Source organism: Kitasatospora sp. cg17-2 (assembly GCF_054031055.1).
In genome coordinates, this window is sequence record NZ_CM132923.1 from 2317752 (window position 1) to 2335268 (window position 17517).

17 protein-coding genes are annotated in these 17517 nt (G+C 73.8%); 7 read left to right on the forward strand and 10 right to left on the reverse strand.

Features of this window, described 5'->3' with window-relative positions; all coding sequences use genetic code 11:
- The first annotated feature begins 90 nt into the window (after positions 1–90).
- The 3 genes from ACW14Y_RS09130 to ACW14Y_RS09140 all read left to right on the forward strand — a co-directional run bounded on the left by ACW14Y_RS09130 (position 91) and on the right by ACW14Y_RS09140 (position 3148).
- The gene (locus ACW14Y_RS09130; RefSeq protein WP_456986480.1) at positions 91–558 is read left to right on the forward strand and encodes a MarR family winged helix-turn-helix transcriptional regulator; all 468 of its coding nucleotides are present in this window, start codon (positions 91–93) and stop codon (positions 556–558) included.
- 166 nt (positions 559–724) lie between these two features.
- Positions 725–1903 carry a serine hydrolase domain-containing protein gene (locus tag ACW14Y_RS09135; protein WP_402722281.1) on the forward strand — a complete coding sequence of 393 codons (1179 nt, stop codon included), beginning with the start codon at positions 725–727 and terminating at the stop codon, positions 1901–1903.
- Between the two features lie 60 nt (positions 1904–1963).
- Complete coding sequence (locus tag ACW14Y_RS09140; RefSeq protein WP_456986481.1) at positions 1964–3148, forward strand: serine hydrolase domain-containing protein; 1185 nt, start codon at positions 1964–1966, stop codon at positions 3146–3148.
- Positions 3149–3286: 138 nt separating this feature from the next.
- Here ACW14Y_RS09140 and ACW14Y_RS09145 read toward each other — a convergent pair whose 3' ends face one another.
- Positions 3287–4114, reverse strand: coding sequence for an oxidoreductase (locus ACW14Y_RS09145; protein WP_456986482.1), 828 nt, complete (start codon positions 4112–4114; stop codon positions 3287–3289).
- Between the two features lie 174 nt (positions 4115–4288).
- Here ACW14Y_RS09145 and ACW14Y_RS09150 point away from each other — a divergent pair, with 174 nt between their 5' ends.
- The 3 genes from ACW14Y_RS09150 to ACW14Y_RS09160 all read left to right on the forward strand — a co-directional run bounded on the left by ACW14Y_RS09150 (position 4289) and on the right by ACW14Y_RS09160 (position 6569).
- The gene (locus ACW14Y_RS09150; protein ID WP_456986484.1) at positions 4289–4720 is read left to right on the forward strand and encodes a MerR family transcriptional regulator; all 432 of its coding nucleotides are present in this window, start codon (positions 4289–4291) and stop codon (positions 4718–4720) included.
- 456 nt (positions 4721–5176) lie between these two features.
- Positions 5177–5566: a transglycosylase family protein gene (locus tag ACW14Y_RS09155; RefSeq protein ID WP_456986485.1), complete on the forward strand. Its 390-nt coding sequence runs from the start codon at positions 5177–5179 to the stop codon at positions 5564–5566.
- A 238-nt stretch (positions 5567–5804) separates the two neighbouring features.
- On the forward strand, positions 5805–6569 hold the full coding sequence (locus ACW14Y_RS09160) for a DUF6215 domain-containing protein (RefSeq protein ID WP_456986486.1): 765 nt from the start codon (positions 5805–5807) through the stop codon (positions 6567–6569).
- Between the two features lie 29 nt (positions 6570–6598).
- Here the strand turns inward: ACW14Y_RS09160 and ACW14Y_RS09165 are convergent, their stop codons facing one another.
- The 6 genes from ACW14Y_RS09165 to ACW14Y_RS09190 form a co-directional block, all read right to left on the reverse strand.
- Positions 6599–7453 (reverse strand): S-methyl-5'-thioadenosine phosphorylase, encoded by an 855-nt coding sequence (locus tag ACW14Y_RS09165; RefSeq protein WP_456986487.1) that lies wholly within the window; start codon positions 7451–7453, stop codon positions 6599–6601.
- A gap of 604 nt (positions 7454–8057) precedes the next feature.
- A complete protein-coding gene (locus ACW14Y_RS09170; RefSeq protein ID WP_380299463.1) occupies positions 8058–8483 on the reverse strand; it encodes a hypothetical protein in 426 nt (141 codons plus the stop codon).
- A 312-nt stretch (positions 8484–8795) separates the two neighbouring features.
- Positions 8796–9365, reverse strand: coding sequence for a TetR/AcrR family transcriptional regulator (locus ACW14Y_RS09175; protein ID WP_456986488.1), 570 nt, complete (start codon positions 9363–9365; stop codon positions 8796–8798).
- Positions 9362–9730, reverse strand: a complete 369-nt coding sequence (locus ACW14Y_RS09180) for a DUF1304 domain-containing protein (protein ID WP_380299465.1) — start codon at positions 9728–9730, stop codon at positions 9362–9364. The genes ACW14Y_RS09175 and ACW14Y_RS09180 overlap by 4 nt, the downstream gene beginning before the upstream one ends.
- 86 nt (positions 9731–9816) lie before the next feature.
- Positions 9817–11328, reverse strand: coding sequence for a hypothetical protein (locus ACW14Y_RS09185; protein WP_456986489.1), 1512 nt, complete (start codon positions 11326–11328; stop codon positions 9817–9819).
- Between the two features lie 143 nt (positions 11329–11471).
- Positions 11472–12542, reverse strand: coding sequence for a hypothetical protein (locus tag ACW14Y_RS09190; RefSeq protein WP_402722290.1), 1071 nt, complete (start codon positions 12540–12542; stop codon positions 11472–11474).
- Between the two features lie 313 nt (positions 12543–12855).
- Here ACW14Y_RS09190 and ACW14Y_RS09195 point away from each other — a divergent pair, with 313 nt between their 5' ends.
- A complete protein-coding gene (locus ACW14Y_RS09195; RefSeq protein ID WP_456986490.1) occupies positions 12856–16071 on the forward strand; it encodes an AfsR/SARP family transcriptional regulator in 3216 nt (1071 codons plus the stop codon).
- Between the two features lie 101 nt (positions 16072–16172).
- On the opposite strand, the gene ACW14Y_RS09200 is transcribed toward ACW14Y_RS09195, so the two are convergent.
- The 3 genes from ACW14Y_RS09200 to ddaH all read right to left on the reverse strand — a co-directional run bounded on the left by ACW14Y_RS09200 (position 16173) and on the right by ddaH (position 17457).
- Positions 16173–16394 (reverse strand): hypothetical protein, encoded by a 222-nt coding sequence (locus ACW14Y_RS09200; RefSeq protein WP_093862997.1) that lies wholly within the window; start codon positions 16392–16394, stop codon positions 16173–16175.
- Positions 16395–16471: 77 nt separating this feature from the next.
- Entirely contained in the window at positions 16472–16678 is a 207-nt protein-coding gene (locus ACW14Y_RS09205; protein ID WP_380299513.1) for a hypothetical protein, read from the reverse strand.
- Complete coding sequence (gene ddaH, locus ACW14Y_RS09210) at positions 16645–17457, reverse strand: dimethylargininase (RefSeq protein ID WP_380299469.1); 813 nt, start codon at positions 17455–17457, stop codon at positions 16645–16647. Before ddaH ends, ACW14Y_RS09205 begins: the two co-directional genes overlap by 34 nt.
- Between the last annotated feature and the right edge of the window lie 60 nt (positions 17458–17517).

Sequence of the window (17517 nt, forward strand, 5' to 3'; positions counted from 1 at the left end):
AGGACCTCCCCCGTTCGAACTCATTGGATATCCCAACGATAAGACGGAAGTCATTGGGATGTCCAATGGTTTTCTGGATAGGCTGGCCCCATGACCTCGGACCTGACCCCGGACCTGACCCCGGCCTCGGCGCTCCAGCACATCCAGTCCCTGCCCACCTGGCTCGTCGGCCGGGTCGCGGCGCGCGGACGGGGGTTGGTCGCCGACGCGATCGCCGCGGAGGGGCTGAAGCTCATGCAGCACGCGGTCCTCGCCGCGACCGCCGAGTACGGGCCCGTCACCCAGGCCGACCTGGGCCGCCGACTGTCCGTCGACCCCAAGGACATGGTCGGCATCCTCAACCATCTCCAGCACGAGGGCCTCGTCCTGCGCAGCCCCCACCCCTCCGACCGCCGCAAGAACGCCGTCACCGTCACCCCGGAGGGCGCCGCCGTCCTCACCCGCTGCGGCGCCCTCGCCGAAGCCGCCAACGCCGAACTGCTGGCGCCGCTCACCCCGGAAGAGCGCAAGCAACTGACGGCCCTGCTCACCCGGCTCCACGGGGCGGCACCGGCGTAGAGGTCGGCTCCGGGGCCCGGGGAGTACGGTCCCGGGCCCGGCCCCGCCCCGGAGCACGGTCCCGGTGCGGTTTCGTCCCCGACGCCGAGGGATTGACGGTCCGTCGAATGATCCTCTTGGAGGGCGCCGAGAAGAGCTCCGGCGCCCTGATCAGAGGGGCTTTCCCATGAACGAGCACGCACCGCAGCACGCACCGCAGCACCACCTTCCGGCCCGTCTCCGCGCCGGTCGGCGCGGGCTGGCGGCGGCCGTGACCGCGGTGGTCGGCGCCGCCGTGGTGGCCGGTGTCCTGGCCCCGGGCACGGCCTCCGCCGCCCCGCGGCCGGACTCCGTGCAGCAGCGCCTCGACGCGCTGGTCAAGGAGGACGGCGTGCCCGCCGCCCTCGCCACCGTCAAGGGCCGCGACGGCCGCGTCCGCACCTACACCGCCGGTATCGGCAACGCGGCCACCAAGGCCAAGGTGCCGATGGACGGGCAGGTCCGGATCGGCAGCAACACCAAGGCGTTCACCGCCGTCGTGGTCCTGCAGCTGGTCGCCGAGGGCAAGATCGGCCTGGACACGAACGTGGACACCTACCTGCCCGGACTGGTGCGCGGCGAGGGCATCGACGGCCGCAACATCACCGTCCGCCAGCTGCTCCAGCACACCAGCGGCCTGCCCGAGTACGTGGACCGCGACGCCGTCCTCAACGCCCCCAAGCGCTACTACGAGCCGCGCGAACTCCTGGACGCCGCGCTGGCCCAGAAGGCCCACTTCGCGCCCGGCACCCAGTGGGAGTACAACAACACCGGCTACCTGCTGGCGGGCCTGATCATCCAGAAGGTCACCGGCCGCCCGCTCGGTGAGGAGATCAACAAGCGCGTCGTCGACCGGATCGGCCTGCGCCACACCTACTTCCCCGTCCCCGGGGACATGACGATCCACGAGGCCCACCCCAAGGGCTACCAGCGCGCCGAGAACGGCTCGCTGCGCGACTACACGGAGCTGGACCCGTCCTGGGGCTGGGCGGCCGGCGCGATCGTCTCGACCAACACCGACGTCACCAAGTTCTACGGCGCGCTGCTCGGCGGCCGACTGCTGCCCGCCGCCCAGCTCGCCCAGATGCGCTCCACCGTCCCCGCCGAGGCGATCGGCGCCGGGGCCGGGTACGGACTCGGCCTGGTGAGCCGCCCGCTCTCCTGCGGCGGTGTCGCCTGGGGCCACGGCGGCACGATCCCGGGCTACGAGACCGCCGGCGGCACCACCGAGGACGGCCGCGCCGTGAACTTCACCGTGACCACGATCCCGGACGGCGACACCGCGAAGCACGTGGACAAGGCGGTCGACGAGGCGCTCTGCCGCTGATCCCCGGGCACTGCCCGCCTTCCCTCTTCTCTTCCTTCGCTTCCCAGCAGTGGAGTACCGATGAACCACCACGCCCCGCAGCGCAGGGCACACAGCATCCGCCTCGTGCGGTACGCCATGACGGCCGCGGCCACCGCCGGGCTCGCCCTGACCGCCTTCGCCCCGGCCCCGGCCGCCGCCGCACCGCAACCGGACGCCGCGCGGCAGCGCCCCGACGTCGTGCAGCAGCGCCTCGACGCGCTGGTGAAGGACGACGGAATGCCCGCCGCCCTCGCCAGCGTCAAGGGCCGTGACGGCCGCAACCGCACCTACACCGCCGGCGTCGGCAACCTGGCCACCGGGGCCGGGGTCCCGGTCGACGGGCAGATCCGGGCCGGCAGCAACACCAAGGCCTTCGTCGCCGTCGTCGTCCTGCAACTGGTCGCCGAGGGCAAGATCGGCCTGGACGCGAACGTGGACACCTACCTGCCCGGCCTGCTGCGCGGCGAGGGCATCGACGGCCGCAACATCACCGTCCGCCAGCTGCTCCAGCACACCAGCGGCCTGCCCGACTACATGGCCGCCCCGGCGCTCGCCGACTTCACCACCATCCAGTACCGCTGGTTCGAGCCGCGCGAACTCCTCGACGGGGCCCTGGCGCAGAAGGCGCAGTTCGCCGCCGGGACCGGCTGGGCGTACAGCAACACCAACTACCTGGTGGCCGGGCTGCTGATCCAGAAGGTCACCGGGCGCCCGTACGGCGAGGAGGTGACCAAGCGCGTCATCGACCGGATCGGCCTGCGCCACACCTACGTCCCGGCCGCCGGGGAGACCGCCCTGCGCGAACCCCACCCGCACGGCTACCTGCGCACCGCGCCGGACGCGCCGCTGGTCGACTACACCGAGATGGACTCCTCGATGGCCTGGGCGGCGGGGGCGGTCGTGTCCACCAACACCGACCTCAACGCCTTCTACGGCGCGCTGCTGGGCGGCCGGCTGCTGCCCGCCGCCCAGCTCGCCCAGATGCGCACCACCGTCCCCACCGAGGTCCTGGGCGAAGGGGTCCGCTACGGCCTGGGGATCCAGAGCAGGCCGCTGACCTGCGGCGGCCTCGTCTGGGGCCACGGCGGCACCTCCCCGGGCTTCCGGACCCGGGGCGGCGTCACGGAGGACGGCCGGGCCGCGACCATCACGCTCACCGAGGTCCCGGACGCGGCCGTCGGCAAGCGGCTGACCGACGCGGTCGACGCGGCCCTCTGCCGCTGACGCCCGGTAGGCCCCGGGGGTCGAGCGCCGGTGGGGTGACCGGCAGGTGAGGTGGAGCGGATCGCGCGAGGAGCACGCGCGGTCCGCTGTCACCGTCCCGGGCCCGGTGCGGGGCGCGCGGAGCCCGGACGGCGGCCGTCAGAAGGAGGTCGAGAGCGCCACGTCCCGCCACCGGTCGAGTTCGCGCCGCACCAGCTCCAGCTTGGCCTCGACGCGCTCGACCGCGTCCGCGCCCAACTGGAGGCGCAACGGCGGCTCGGCGAGGTCGGCGAGGTCGACCACGGCCCGGGCCGCCTTGACCGGGTCGCCCGGCTGGTGGCCGTCGTAGCGGGCCAGCGCCTCGCGCACCGGGCCCGCGCCCTCGGTGTAGTCGGCGATCGAGGCCGGCTCGGTCCGCAGGCTGGAGCCGCCGAGGAAGTCGGTGCGGAATCCGCCCGGCTCGACGATCGTCACCCGGATCCCGAGCGGGGCCAGCTCACCGTGCAGGGCCTCCGAGATGCCTTCGAGGGCGAACTTCGACGCGCCGTACAGGCCCGCCGCCGGCGCGGTGGCGAAGCCGCCGACGGAGCCGATGTTCAGGACGTGCCCGGACCGCTGGTGGCGCAGGGTCGGCAGCGTCGCCCGCAGGGTGTTGAGCACGCCGAACACATTGACGTCGAACAGGTCCCGGACGGCCCGGTCCGAGGTCTCCTCGACGGCGCCGACGAGGCCGTAACCGGCGTTGTTGACGACGACGTCGATCCGGCCGAACCGGGCCAGGCCCGCCTCGACCGCGACCGCGAGTTGCGCCGGCTCGGTCACGTCCGCGTCCACCGCCAGCAGGCCGTCCGGCGCGTCCGGGTACGCCTCGACCACCGCCGACGCTTCCCTCGCGGTGGCGATCACACCGTGCCCCCGGCCCAGCGCCTCGCGGACGATCGCCGCGCCGAGCCCGCGCGACGCGCCGGTGACGAACCAGATGCTCATACTTCTCCCCGTTCTGTTGGGTTGACGCCCAACAACTATTGAGTGGATGGCCAATGACCGTTGGTCCGATGGCCAATAGCTGTTGGGTCAACGACCAACAGCCGATGGGCCGACGACCCGACGCTAGGTCCTAGAGTCGGGTCTAGATCAACAGCGGTACGAGGGGGGGCGTCCATGGACCTGAGCATCGGCGAGGTGGCGCAGCGCAGCGGGCTCAGCGTGCACGCGCTGCGCTTCTACGAGCGGGAGGGCCTGTTCGCCAACCCGGTGCGCCGCCTGTCCAACGGCCGCCGGGTCTACCACGAGGAGGATCTGGAGTGGCTGGCGATCTGCACCAGGCTGCGTTCCTCCGGCATGCCCCTGGCGGAGATCCGCCAGTACATCGAGCTGGCCCGCCAGGGCCCGGGCAATGAACACCAGCGGCTCGCCCTGCTCCGCCATCACCAGGACCGCGTGGAGGCACAGGTCCGGGAACTGCGGGGCACGCTGGACGTGATGCGGGCCAAGGTGCGGATCTACGAGGACCACCTCGCCCGCGGCGAGGCCGACCGCCTCTGGAACCCCTCCCACTCGGCCACGGGCACGCCCGGCCCCGACTGCGGATGACGTCGGCGGCGGGCGGAGGGCGACGGGCGGAGGGCGACGGGCTCCGCACCGGGGGTGAGGGCTGTGGTGGGGGCCACCCGGGTGGGGGTGGCTCCGTCACGGGCGGGGCGGGGGGTGGTTACGGAATGTCGACGGTGTGCGCGGGCTCACAGGGCATGGGGTGTGGTGCGGGCCACCTTCGGGCCATATTCGATCTTGAAAATCGGGGCATTTGCCTTCAAATCACCCCATTCTGGTGATCATTACGGCCGGTAACCCACCCCTGACCTCGCTAGACCTCTGAATCCTTGAAACCCGCCCCGAACCACCCGTAGCTTCGAACCCGTTGCACCGCACAGCCCACCGGGCCGCACCGCCCGGAGCACGTGGTGACCGACCACGCGAGCACCCCCTCAAGAACCGCCGGCCCCCCGGGGCCTGGTTCCGCACGCCCGCACCCCCTCCGAAAGGAACCCCATGACCTTCCGTAACGAGACCGCCACCGCCACCACCGCCACCAAGCGCCGCAACCGCGTCCGGACGGCACTGATGGCCGGGGCCCTCACCGCCCTGCCGGTGGCCGGCCTCGTCACGGCCAACGCCGCCTCCGCCGCCCCCGCCGGCGTCTGGGACAAGGTCGCCGCCTGCGAGGCCACCGGCAACTGGGCCATCGACTCCGGCAACGGCTTCTACGGCGGCCTCCAGTTCACCAGCTCCACCTGGGCCGCCTTCGGCGGCACCGCCTACGCCCCCCAGGCCCACCAGGCCACCAAGGCCCAGCAGATCACCATCGGCGAGAAGGTCCTCGCCGCCCAGGGCCCCGGCGCCTGGCCCGTCTGCTCCGTCAAGGCCGGCCTCACCAAGTAACACCCCCACCCCCGCACAGGGGGCGCACCACAACAACGCCGCTGCACCCGACCACCCCACAGGACGGTCAGGTGACCAGCGGCGTCGTGCGTCCCCCGACGGACGAACACCCGAACGTCGTCGCGCCGCGCCGGTCCAGGCGGGCGTAGTGCTCGGTCCGCCGGGCCTTCTCCGGGAGCTGTGCCGGTGGGCCGGGGGAGAGAGACTTCGTGCCCGAGCGACACGGTAAAGTCCGCGCGTGAACGATCATGATGTGCGCAGCAGACCCGGGACGCCCGACGTGACCGACGCGCCCGACGTCAGGTCCCCGCGCCCGCGGGCGGAGGTCGTCCGGGGCAGTGGCCGCCGGGCGGCGACCGGCGTGGTGGTGCTGCTGGCGCTGCTGGTGGCCGGCGCCGTGCTGGCGGTGCTCGACGACCGGCGCGCCATGGACGCGGACACGGACACGGGCACGGACGGTAGCGGGAACGCGAGGTGCGCGCCGCCGCAGTCCGACGACGCGCCCGGGTACCCCGCGCTGTGCGCCGCGCTGAACCGCCCCGACCTGCCGGATCTCGCCGGTGTCCCCGGCGGGCACGTGTCCCTCGCCGGGTCGCACCTCGCCCTGCGGCTGGACGGCGACGGGAAGGAGCCGCCCGTCGCCACCGCACAGGTGCAGATCGGAAGCGTCCAGGTGAGCGTGACCGATCACCCGGACCTGGCTCCCAAGGACTTCCTGATCTTCTCCGACCTGCCGCGCGCCCAGGCACCGGTGCTGGGCCACCCCGTCAGCGCCTACCGGATGCGCACCATCGGCGGGGCCGGGCCGTCCGGCACCCCGGGGCCCGGCGGCTACAGTCGCCACCTCGTCGTGGCCAAGGGTGCCGACGGGAGCGGCGGTTCGTTCGACCTGTCGTACTGGCGCCGGGACGCCACGACCGAGGACGACACGGCCCTGCGCCGGATCGCGGAGGCGGTGCTGCCGACCCTCCAGGGCTGGGCGGCGGCACCCTCGGGCTCCTGACTGACCCGCCGGGTGGGACACCCACCGGGTCAGTCCTCCGCCAGGCCCGGGAGGTCGGGGGTGAAGCCGTCGAGTGCGTGCGGGCAGGGGCAGGAGCGGCGCTCGGGGAGGGCTTCGAGGGCGGCGAACAGGACGGTGCGGAGGCGGTCGACGTTGCGGCCGAAGACCTCCAGGACCTCGGCGTGGGTGACGCCCTCGCCGCTGTCGACGCCCGCGTCCAGGTCGGTGACGAGGTTCAGCGAGGTGTAGCAGAGGGCGAGTTCGCGGGCGAGCACGGCCTCGGGGTGGCCGGTCATGCCGACCGTGGACCAGCCGTTGGCGGTGAACCAGCGGGACTCGGCGCGGGTGGAGAAGCGCGGGCCCTCGATCACCACCAGGGTGCCGCCGTCCACCGGCTCCCAGTCGGCCCCCCGGGACGCGGCCAGCACCGCGGCGCGGCCCACCGGGCAGTACGGGTCCGCCATCGGGGCGTGCACCACGCCCGGCAGGGAGCCGTCGGGCAGCGGCTCGCCGTCGTAGAAGGTCTGCGCCCTGGCGGCGGTGCGGTCGACGAACTGGTCCGGGACGACGAGCGTCCCCGGCCCGTACTCCGGCCGCAACCCGCCCACCGCGCACGGCCCCAGCACCTGCCGCACCCCGAGCGAGCGCAGCGCCCACAGGTTGGCCCGGTAGTTGATCCGGTGCGGCGGAATCGCGTGCGCCCGCCCGTGCCGCGACAGGAACGCCACCCGCCGGCCACCCACCTCACCGACGAACACCGAGTCGCTGGGCGGCCCGTAGGGCGTGTCGACGGCCACCTCGGCGACGTCGTCGAGCAGCGCGTACAGCCCGGACCCGCCGATCACACCGAGCTCGGCCCGCACCTGGGTCGAATGTGCCGCCATGTCACCCGCCTCCCGACGAAGATCCCCGTCGGGAACAGCCTAGGCGCCCGGGTGATGTCCGGTCAGACGCCGGTCGGCGGGGTCCGGCTCCGGGTCCGGGAAGGAGGCGGGCCGGGATCCGTCCGACCCGGTCGGTGAGCCGTTCACCGCAGGAGGCGCGTGACGAAAGCCGCCGAGGCGAGGAAGGAGCAGTGGGAGACCGTCAGGAGAACCCATTCCACGGCTCCCATCTGCCACCGACTGCGGATGGTCAGCACCCAATCGTGCAAGCCGGAAACGAGGGCGAACCCGATCAACGGAATCCACAACGCGCTCCACCAGGACCAGCCACCGGTGAGTCGAAGTACGGCGAGCAGCACACCGCACAGGGCCGAGGTCAAGAACCACCCCGGCGTCCGCTCGTCCCTGACCTTGCGTTCGGGGCTCGTGGCCCTCATTCACATCTCGCTTTCCGAAGTGGGTCGAGTCGAGGAAGCGGCCGGGGTGTCAACGCCCTGGGGAACCAGGTCGATCGAAGGCACACCGACGGCGGGCGAGGGGTGTACGTGCGAGTGGCAGCCGCACATACACCCCTCGCCTCCTGGCCGGCGGATCAGCCGTGCGGTTAGTGGAATACCTCCCAGATTCCGTAGAGGTTGGCACCCACATTCGCAACCTGCAGAGGGGCCTTCACGATCCAGGACAGGCCGTTGTACCAGTTGTTGAAGTCCTCGAACTTCCCGCCGACAGCCTTGGCGAAGCCCGGCACCTTCTTGAGCAGCTTGATGAAGCCGTCGAACTTCCCGGTGAGGGCAGCCTGACCGGTGGCGATCGACTCCAGTTCGGACCGTTCGGCCGCGCTGAACCGGACGGGCGAGTTCAGCAGGCCTTCGGCGAGCGACTGGATCGCCCGCTGCCGCTCGACCGTCGTGACGGTGGCAGGAGGACGCTCCGGGGTACTCGTGCGCGCCTGTGCGGCAGTACCACCGATCCCCAACAGGAGAGCGGCGAGCAGGGTGGCGCCACCAAGGCGCACCGTGGTGCGATTCATGTAATCTTCCTCTGCTTTCCATCGAGGGGACGGGCCGGGTGCCCGGTCGCGCGGCCGATGTGCCTGGAAACGTCTCGGCCCCGCGCTTGCGCCCGGCTCGTCCCCTTCGGTAACCGTGCTGCAGGAATTCCCGCTTGAGCATCCGTCAGGCGGACGTTGCTCCGTGGAAGAACGTATGGCATTTCCCCGACGCGCCCCAGGGGAAATCCGGTACGCGCCCGATCTCCGGACATGCGGGCGGTCCGCCCCCGCCGATCGGCGGAGGCGGACCGCCGGGCCGGGTCGACGCCGACCGCCCGGGCGAGGTGGCCGCTACAGCCCCGGGGTGCGGTGCATGGAGATCAGGAGGCGCCAGACGCGGGCGGCGAGGTCGTCCGGGGTGGCTTCGACGGAGCCGTGGAGCCAGTCGGCGAGGAGGGCGGTGAAGGCGCCGGCGACCATGGAGGCGACGAGTTCGGGTTGCGGGGCGCCGGCGAGGGTGCGTTCGGTGCGGCTGCGTTCGCGGAGTTCGTGGTGGAGGACCTGGCCGAGGGGGCCGCCGCCCGGGGCGAGGAGGGAGCGGTAGAGGCCGGCGTACGGGAGCAGGGTGGCGAGGAAGGCGGCCAGGGCGGGGGGCGGGGCGGCCGGGTCGGGGGTGCCGCGCCAGGCGTGCAGGGCGTCGACGGCCTCGCGGACCACGTCGGCGCAGGCGTCGACGGCGAGGGCCTCCAGGTCGGCGTAGTGCACGTAGAAGGTGGCCCGGCCGACGCCGGCGCGGCGGACGACGGCGGCGACGCCGATCGCGCTCAGCGGCTGTTCGGCGCACTCCTCCAGCAGGGCCTGCCGCAGTCGGGCCCTGGTGCGGGCGGCCCGGGGGTCCACCGCCGAAGGGTCCGGGCTCATCGGGCGAGCAGGACGGCGCCGAGGGCCAGGGCGCCCGGGACGGCCTGGGCGAACAGGATCCGCCGGTTGGCGGTGACGGCGCCGAACACGCCGGCGACGACCACGCAGGACAGGAAGAAGACCTGGGCCCCGAAGCCGGTCGCGGTAGAGCCGCCGGCGACCAGGCCCCAGACCAGTCCGGCGGCGAGGAAGCCGTTGTAGAGGCCCTGGTTGGCGGCCAGCGGGGCCGTGGTCCGGGCGAGGTCGGCGTCGAAGCCGGACAGCTCGCGGCCGGGCCGCCGCTGCCACAGGAACATCTCCAGGACCAGGAAGTACAGGTGCAGGGCGGCCACCAGGACCACCAGGACGTTCGCGGCCGTACGCACGGTCGACCCCCTTCTCTTATGGACAGGTGTCCAGAATACATGGACACCTGTCCAGGAGAAGGCAGAAGAGGGGGCGCCGGGCGGGCCTACTGGGGCTCGTAGTCGCTGTCCTCCTCCTGTTCGCGCCGCTCCTGCTGCGCGTCGTACTGGAGCTGGAAGTCCATCTCGGTCTCGTTCAGCACCTGGCGCGGCGCGAAGAACTCACCGGCGAGCACGTCGTCACCGCCGTGCTGGTGCCAGTCGGCGAGGATCTGCCGCGGACTGGCCGTCACGGCCCGGTTCCCGGCGCCGGGGACGACGGTGAGCTGGTACGCCTCGGTGGTGGTCGCGGGCGAGCGGTAGGTGAAGGTGTAGTACTTGAGGTCCCCGGCCGCCACTCCGTTGGCCACCAGCCGCTGGTAGGCGTGCACCAGACCGGGGTTGGCGAAGTTGCAGAGCAGGACGGTGACGCCGTCCCGGGAGAGCTCGCGGGCGACGTCCACGATGACCTTCTGGAAGGCCGCCCCGTCGTCCCCGGTGCCGTAGGTGTTCGCGGTCCTGGAGTCGGCCGTCTCCGGCGACACCGCGTCGCCGGGCACCAGACCGTTGCTGAAGGCCGGGAACGGGCAGTCCATGAAGACGATGTCGCCCGGCTCGGCCAGCTCGCAGGTGCGGCGGAAGTCGCGACACTCGAAGTCGAACATGGTGCCCACCACCTTGTCCCGGACCGCGCCGAGACGGTCCCGCTCCTGGGTGCGCAGCGCGGCCAGTTCGCCGGGGGTGCGGTTCTTGCAGGTCGCGACGACGGCCCCGGTCGGGCTCAGCTTGGTCCCGTGCACACAACGGTTGACCAGCCAGATGTACTTGAAGCAGGTCACCATCGCCGTCGCCGGGTCCTCCACGGTCCGGGTGAGCGCCAGTGCGCCGTGCTGGAGGTCGGACAGCAGCTGCGCGAAGCTGCCGGACAGGTCGGCGTCCCAGGCCTTGGCCAGCTTCAGGTACTCGTCGACGAAGCGGGCGCCGAGCCGGCGCATGGTCCAGTAGCTGCCGATGACGTAGTGGTTGAGGTCCCCGGCGACGACGGAGGCGAACGGCTGGACGCCGCCGGTGAAGGCCTTCCCCCAGCAGGCGGAGTTGAGCCAGATCTGCCCGGAGCCGACGAACGGCTCCATCAGCCGGGGCAGTCGGCCCTTGTTGTCGACGAACTTGGCCTGGGCGACCCGGGCGAGCGCGAGTTGGGTGAAGTGGGTCCGGTTGTGCTTGTTCCCGGTGTACGGGGTGAGCCAGGCGAACTGCTCGGAGTCCGGCACCAGCAGGTTGGTGAACGCGCCGACGTAGCTGGTGTGTTCCTGGACGAAGGCCTGGTAGGCGCTGCCGTGGATGCCCGCGAAGTAGTTGAAGTCGCCCGGGGTGGAGCGGGTGCCGGTGTGGACCGCGTGGTAGTTCGGCACCACCATGTCGTGCGGGGCGGGCCGGAAGTCGGCCCCGATCGTGAAGCCCCGGGCCGGCCGCCCGTTGCGCATGCGGCCGAGGCCGCAGACCACGCAGGGCATGCCGTCCTGGTTCTGCGCCCCGGTGTAGACCCGCTCGAACCCGCAGCGGTCGCAGTGGATGTGCACGGTGTGTTCCCCCTCGGAAGTCGTCCCCCGCGTGTCAGTGGCTCGACAGTAGGGGGCGCGACGCGGCCGCGCGGGCGGAACGACGGAAGGTCCGCGCAGGTCGGGGGCGAACGGCGGCACAGGCAGCGCTGCATGAGCAGCCGTCAGCAGTGGGTGTCCCAGTGGTGCAGCGCGTCCAGTGCGGTGCTGCGGTCGGCGAGGGTGGGGGACGCGTCGGGGGCGCCGAGCAGGTAGTCGGCGACGGGGGTCAGCAGCAGGGCGCCGCCCTCGTGGGAGTCGCCGGCGCCCAGCAGCCGGGCCTCGTCCCAGGTGTGGCGGATGACGGTGCGGCGCAGCAGGGTGCCGTGCCGGACGGGCAGTCGGGGGCCGGCGGCGGCCTCGGCGCGGCGGCGGCGTTCGGGGGCGAGCTCGGGGGTGAGGGCGGTGCGGACGGCGGCCAGGGTGCCGAGCGGCAGCAGCGGGGCGGCGAGGTCGAGCAGGGCGGCGGCCTCGGGGGCGAGGCGGTAGGCGGCCAGGACGGCGGCGGTCTCGGCGGGTTCGAAGGGCTGGTCGGTGAGACAGGAGAGGTCGAGCAGGGTGAGCGGGTCGGGGGGGCCGGAGGCGCCACCGGCCGCGCCGTCGGCCCGCGTCCGCAGCTGGGCCTCGGCGAGGGCGATCAGGCACTCGACGTGGTCGTCCGCGACCAGGTAGGGCCGGACCGGCACGGTGGCGCAGTCGCCGGGCAGGGCGGCGGTGGCGAGGCGGACCCGGTACCAGGGGTCGAGCAGCGGGTCCTCGGCGGGCCAGCGGACGGTGACGGCGGTGTGGTGCGGGCGGTCGCCGAGCAGGGTGACGTCGATGGTCTCCACCGGGTGGTCGGTGACCAGGCGGACGACGGCCTGCCAGAGCGCGGCCTCGCCGGGGGCGACCAGGTCGAGCCCGGCCTGGGGCCGGAGCAGGTCGGCGGGGTAGTAGCCGGCCAGCGGGAGGCCGTGGATGGCGCGGACACCGGTGGAGCGGGCCAGGTCGAGGGCGAGGCCGGCGTAGCGGTCGGCGCGGGCGCGGGCGCGGCGCAGTTCGGCGCGGGCGGGTTCGCCCATCCGGACGTCCTCGCGGGCCAGGGCGGAGAGCACGAGGTGGGGCAGGTGACGGCTGCCGCGGGCGCGGTGGAGCAGTTCGGCCGGCCCGTCGGCCGGGTCGACGTCGAGCAGGTGGTACAGCAGAGCGGTGTTCACGGACGTCCGCCTCCGAAGGTATGGTCATGGCGCCCCACGCCGCCGACGGCCGAGGGCGGGGGCGATCACGACCGGGCACAGGGGGTACCCGGTCGCGGGAGGTGAAGGAGGGGCGCGGACCGGACCGTCTCCGGAGGGCCCCGGCAGGGTGATTCTTGCCGGTGGAGGTCAACGCCCGGTCACCACAGGCTCAACGGAGCCTCGACACCGGGCTCGACCTTGTGGCCAAGAACATCAGAGGTCTACAACTCACATATCATCTGACATGTGCACGAACGGGGCGGGCACTGTCCTTGGGGCAGCAGGGGGCAGTATGAGCGATCTCCGTTTTTCCGTACTGGGTCTGATGCGGGCTCACCGCGGCGCGACGGCGCTCAAGGTGGGCAGCCCACAGCAGCAGGCCATGCTGGCCGTACTGCTACTGAGGCCCGGCCACTCGGCCAGCGCCACGGATCTGATCGCGGCGCTGTGGGGCGAGGAGCCGCCGGGGGCGGCGATGACCACCGTGCGGACGTACGCGTGGCGGTGGCGGAAGGTACTGGACGCGGTGGTCGCCGGGGAGGAGAACCCCGGCGGGAAGACCGTCGAGAAGAGCGGCGAGAAGGCCGCGGGCAGCGCCCTGATGTCGATGGGGGACGGCTACCGGCTCGTCCTGCCCAAGTTCGCGGTGGACGCGGAGCAGGCCGAGGCACTGGCCGCCGAGGCGGAGCGGACCGCCCGGGCCGATCCCCTGCGCGCCCGCGACCTGCTCAACCAGGCGCTGGAGCTCTGGCAGGGCGAGCCGCTGGCCGGGATCCCCGGGCCGTTCGCGGAGCGGCACCGGCAGCGCCTGGAGGAGCTGCGGCTGACCCTGCTGGAGGAGCGGATCGGCCTGGACCTCACGCTCGGCCGCTACTCGCGGTGCATCCCGGAGCTGACCGCGCTCACCACCGAGCACCCGCTGCACGAGCGGGCCTACGGACTGCTGATGCGGGCGCTGTACCAGGCCGGGCGGCAGGCGGACGCGCTGGCGGTGTTCCGCGGCGTCCGGCAGCTGTTCCTCACCGAACTGGGGGTCGGGCCGGGGGCCGAGCTGGAGCAGTTGCACCGGCGGATCCTGGAGGGCGACGCGACGCTGGCCGCGCCGCAGCCGCCGGGCGCCGCCCCGGCCGGGCCGCCCGCCGCCGCGGCCGGAGCCTCCGGCGCCGGGCCGGGCAGCCCCCGCGCCGGACGGGCGGAGGCCGAGGCGGAGGCGGCGGGCCGGACCGGGACGGCCGAGGACCCCGGCGACGGGGCCGAGGCGGCCGGGCGCGGTGCCCGTCCGGCGGGCGCCCCGCCCCGGCCCGCGCAGCTGCCGCCGGACGCCGCCGACTTCACCGGGCGGACGGCGCCGGTCCGGGTGCTGCACGCGGCCCTGGCCGCCGCCGCGCCGGACCCGGAGGGCGGGGACCCCGGGCAGCCGCAGGCCCTGGTGGTCGCGACCGTGGTCGGCATGGGCGGGGTCGGCAAGACCGCGCTGGCGCTGCACGTCGCGCACCGGGTCAGGGAGGGCTACCCGGACGGCCAGCTGTACGTGGACCTGCGCGGCTCGGACCCGGTCCCGGCCGATCCGGAGGCGGTGCTGAGCGGCTTCCTGGTGGCGCTCGGGGTCTCCGCGGACGCGGTGCCGGACGGGCTGGACGCGCGCTCGGCGCTGTTCCGCTCGGTGGTGGACGGCCGGCGGCTGCTGCTCGTCCTGGACAACGCCAAGGACGCGGCGCAGATCCGGCCACTGCTCCCCGGGGCGGAGGGCTGCGCGGTGCTGACCACCGGCCGCACCCGCCCGGCCGGGCTGCCGGCGACGGTCCAGGTGGACCTGGACGTGTTCCAGCCGGAGGAGGCGCTCGACCTGCTCGGCCGCACCATCGGCGCGGAGCGGCTGGCGGCCGAACCGGAGGCCGCCCGCGAACTGGTGGTGGCCTGCGGGCACCTGCCGCTGGCGGTACGGATCGTGGCCGCCCGGCTGGCCGCCCGGCCCGGTTGGACGGTGGAGACCCTCAGCCGCCGCCTCCAGGTGGAGCGGCGGCGGATCGACGAGCTGCGGATCGGGGACCTCGCGGTCGCGGCGGCCTTCGAACTGAGCTACCGCCAGCTGACCGCCGACCAGGCCCGGGCGTTCCGGCTGGTCGCCTCGGTGGACGGGCCCGACATCGGCCTGCCGGCCGCCGCCGCGCTGCTGGACCTCGACGAGTACGACGCCGAGGACCTGCTGGAGGCGCTGGTGGACGTGGCGATGGTGGAATCGCCGTTCCCCGGCCGCTACCGGTACCACGACCTGCTGCGCGCGTTCGCCCGTCGACGACCGGGCGGCGGGAGCGGCACCGGCGGCGGGGACGGGGGCGACGGGGCCGACGGGGCCGACCAGGACGGCGGCGAGACCGTCGCCGCCCGGGACCGGCTGCTGGACCACCTGCTGGCCACCGCGTGCAGCGCGTTCCAGCACGCCGTGCCGGGCGATCCGGCCGCGGGCGCGCTCGGCCCGGCCCACTCCCCCGGCGTCCCGCTGTCCGGCCGCGACGCGGCCCGGGAGTGGGCGACGGCCGAACGGGCGGGCGCGGTCGCGCTGGCGGCCCAGGTCGCCGCCGACCCGGCGGCCGGGCTCGGCGCGGCACTGCGCGCGGCGACCGACCTGCTGATCGCGCTCACCCCGTTCGTGCTCACCCCGCCGAGCCGTCAGCTCGCCGCGACCGCCGACGCGCTGGCCGAGGCCGCCGCCCGGCACGGCGACGTCCGGGCCGAGGGGCGGGCGCACTTCCTGCGCGGCAACGTCGCGCTGGCCGCCACCCGGCTGGACGCGGCCGAGGCGGCGTCCCGGCGGGCGGTGGAGGCCGCGCGGGCGGCCGGGGACTCGGTGATCCTGCGGCAGGCGCTGAACGACCTCGGGCTGATCTGCCAGTTCCTGAGCCGCTACGACGAGGCCGTGGACCACTACGACGAGGCGCTGCTGCTGGCCAACCGGCTCGGGCACCGCTCCGGCGCGCTGGTGACGACGGTGAACGCGGCGCTGGCGCGGGTGCGCAGCGGCCGGGCCGACGAGGCGGTGACGATCTGCCACGAGGCGCTGGCCGAGCTGCGGACCCGGCAGGACGACCCGGGCCGGGCGTACACGCTGTACGTGCTGGGGCTGGCGCACCACGCGCTGGGGCGCCACGAGGAGGCGGTGACCTGGTTCGGCGAGTGCCTGGCGGTCTCGGTGGCGGCCGGTCTGCGGGACCGGGCCGCGCACGCGCGCTACCGGCTGGCGGACAGTCTGCGCGAGCTGGGCCGGGCGGACGAGGCGCTCGACCACGCGGGGCAGGCGCTGCGGCTCTGCGAGGAGCTGGGGGCGGAGCGGGACCAGGCGCAGGCGCTGGTGGTGCTCGGCTGCGCGCTGGCGGACCTCGGGCGCGGGGCCGAGGCGGGGGCGCGGCTGCGGGAGGCCCACGCGATCTTCCGGCGGCTGGGGCTGCCGGAGGCCGCCGAGGTGGCGGGGCTGCTCGCGGAGCCGGCGTTCGCGCTGGTGGATCCCTGATCGGGACGGTGTGACGGGGCGGCAGAAACGGTTCTGCGCGGGGTTCTTCGGAGGGTTCTTCGGAGGATCCTTCGGCCGGTCCTGAAGGACCGGGAGCCGGCTCAGGAGCCGGTGCTGTTCCAGTCCCCGTGGGCGTTGCCGTTGGTCGGCGTGGCGGTCGGGGTCGGGGTGGCGGTCGGCGCGGTGGTCCCGCCCTGGGCGGGGCCGGCCGCGCCGTCCGCCATCGCGGTGCCGGCCACGCCGAGGGCGAGCAGGGTGCCGAGACCGAGACCCGCGACGGCCAGGCGGATCCGGGCGGTGCCGTTCGTCGAGTTCTTCGCCATGACTGCTCCCTGGGTCGTCTTCCCTGGTGGGAAGGAGTGTTCCGGGCTCTTCCGGGGGGCTCCCCGGGCTGACGTGATCAGCATGGCAAGGGGCGTTCAACGGCAGATCGACGCACGAGCACCGTGCGTCGATCACCGTCGTTGATCAGGGCATTGATCAGGGCATTGACCAGGGTGTTGAGCCGGGCATTGACCAGGGCGTCGATCCGGATGTCGAGCCCGTGCCACCAGGGGATTCCCCGGCCGCCGGTCAGGCCGCCTCGCGGATCTCCAGGGTGCAGCACTTCACGCTGCCGCCGCCCTTGAGCAGCTCGGAGAGGTCCACCCCGATCGGACGGAAGCCGTGCTCCCGCAGCTTGGCCGCCACCCCGGTGGCCGGCTCCGGCAGCACCACGTTCAGCCCGTCGCTGGCCACGTTGAGGCCGAACGCCGACGCGTCCTCCTCCGTCACCAGCACCGCGTCCGGGAACAGCCGGGCCAGCACCGCCCGGCTGCCCGCCGAGAACGCCCCCGGGTAGTACATGATCCGGTCGCCGTCGAGCACGCTGAGCGCGGTGTCCAGGTGGTAGAAGCGCGGGTCGACCAGGTCCAGGCCGACCACCGGGCGGCCGAGGAACTCCTGCGCCTCGGCGTGACCGGCGGAGACGCTGCGGAAGCCCCGGCCGGCCAGCAGGTAGCGGTCCGTCAGCAGCAGGTCGCCCTCGCCCTCGTTGACGTGCGCCGGGTCGTGGGTGGCGAACCCCTGCTCCCGGAACCAGTCCAGGTACGCCGGGCCCTCGGCGGCGCGCTCGGTGTTGCGGAACCGGGCGCCGAGCACCCGCCCGTCCACCACGGTGGCGCCGTTCGCCGCGTAGACCATGTCCGGCAGGCCCGGGATCGGGTCGATCAGGTCCACCCGGTGGCCGAGCTCCAGGTAGAGCTCGTACAGCCGCTCCCACTGGGCGACGGCGAGGGCGGTGTCGACCGGCTTGGCCGGGTCCATCCAGGGGTTGATGGCGTAGCTGACGTCGAAGTGGGTCGGACGGCACATCAGGTAGCGGCGCGGGCGGGCGGTGCGGGTCATGGCGGGGCTCCGAGGGTGAGGGCGGGCGACGAGGACGAACAGGGTGCCGAGCGGACGGAA

Coding starts and splice junctions, on each gene's coding strand:
- ACW14Y_RS09200 (WP_093862997.1), bottom strand. CDS start 16,394: ATGGCGAAGAACTCGACGAACGGCACCGCCCGGATCCGCCTGGCCGTC.
- ACW14Y_RS09195 (WP_456986490.1), top strand. CDS start 12,856: ATGAGCGATCTCCGTTTTTCCGTACTGGGTCTGATGCGGGCTCACCGC.
- ACW14Y_RS09165 (WP_456986487.1), bottom strand. CDS start 7,453: ATGGCGGCACATTCGACCCAGGTGCGGGCCGAGCTCGGTGTGATCGGC.
- ACW14Y_RS09130 (WP_456986480.1), top strand. CDS start 91: ATGACCTCGGACCTGACCCCGGACCTGACCCCGGCCTCGGCGCTCCAG.
- ACW14Y_RS09140 (WP_456986481.1), top strand. CDS start 1,964: ATGAACCACCACGCCCCGCAGCGCAGGGCACACAGCATCCGCCTCGTG.
- ACW14Y_RS09155 (WP_456986485.1), top strand. CDS start 5,177: ATGACCTTCCGTAACGAGACCGCCACCGCCACCACCGCCACCAAGCGC.
- ACW14Y_RS09170 (WP_380299463.1), bottom strand. CDS start 8,483: ATGAATCGCACCACGGTGCGCCTTGGTGGCGCCACCCTGCTCGCCGCT.
- ACW14Y_RS09135 (WP_402722281.1), top strand. CDS start 725: ATGAACGAGCACGCACCGCAGCACGCACCGCAGCACCACCTTCCGGCC.
- ACW14Y_RS09145 (WP_456986482.1), bottom strand. CDS start 4,114: ATGAGCATCTGGTTCGTCACCGGCGCGTCGCGCGGGCTCGGCGCGGCG.
- ddaH (WP_380299469.1), bottom strand. CDS start 17,457: ATGACCCGCACCGCCCGCCCGCGCCGCTACCTGATGTGCCGTCCGACC.
- ACW14Y_RS09150 (WP_456986484.1), top strand. CDS start 4,289: ATGGACCTGAGCATCGGCGAGGTGGCGCAGCGCAGCGGGCTCAGCGTG.
- ACW14Y_RS09175 (WP_456986488.1), bottom strand. CDS start 9,365: ATGAGCCCGGACCCTTCGGCGGTGGACCCCCGGGCCGCCCGCACCAGG.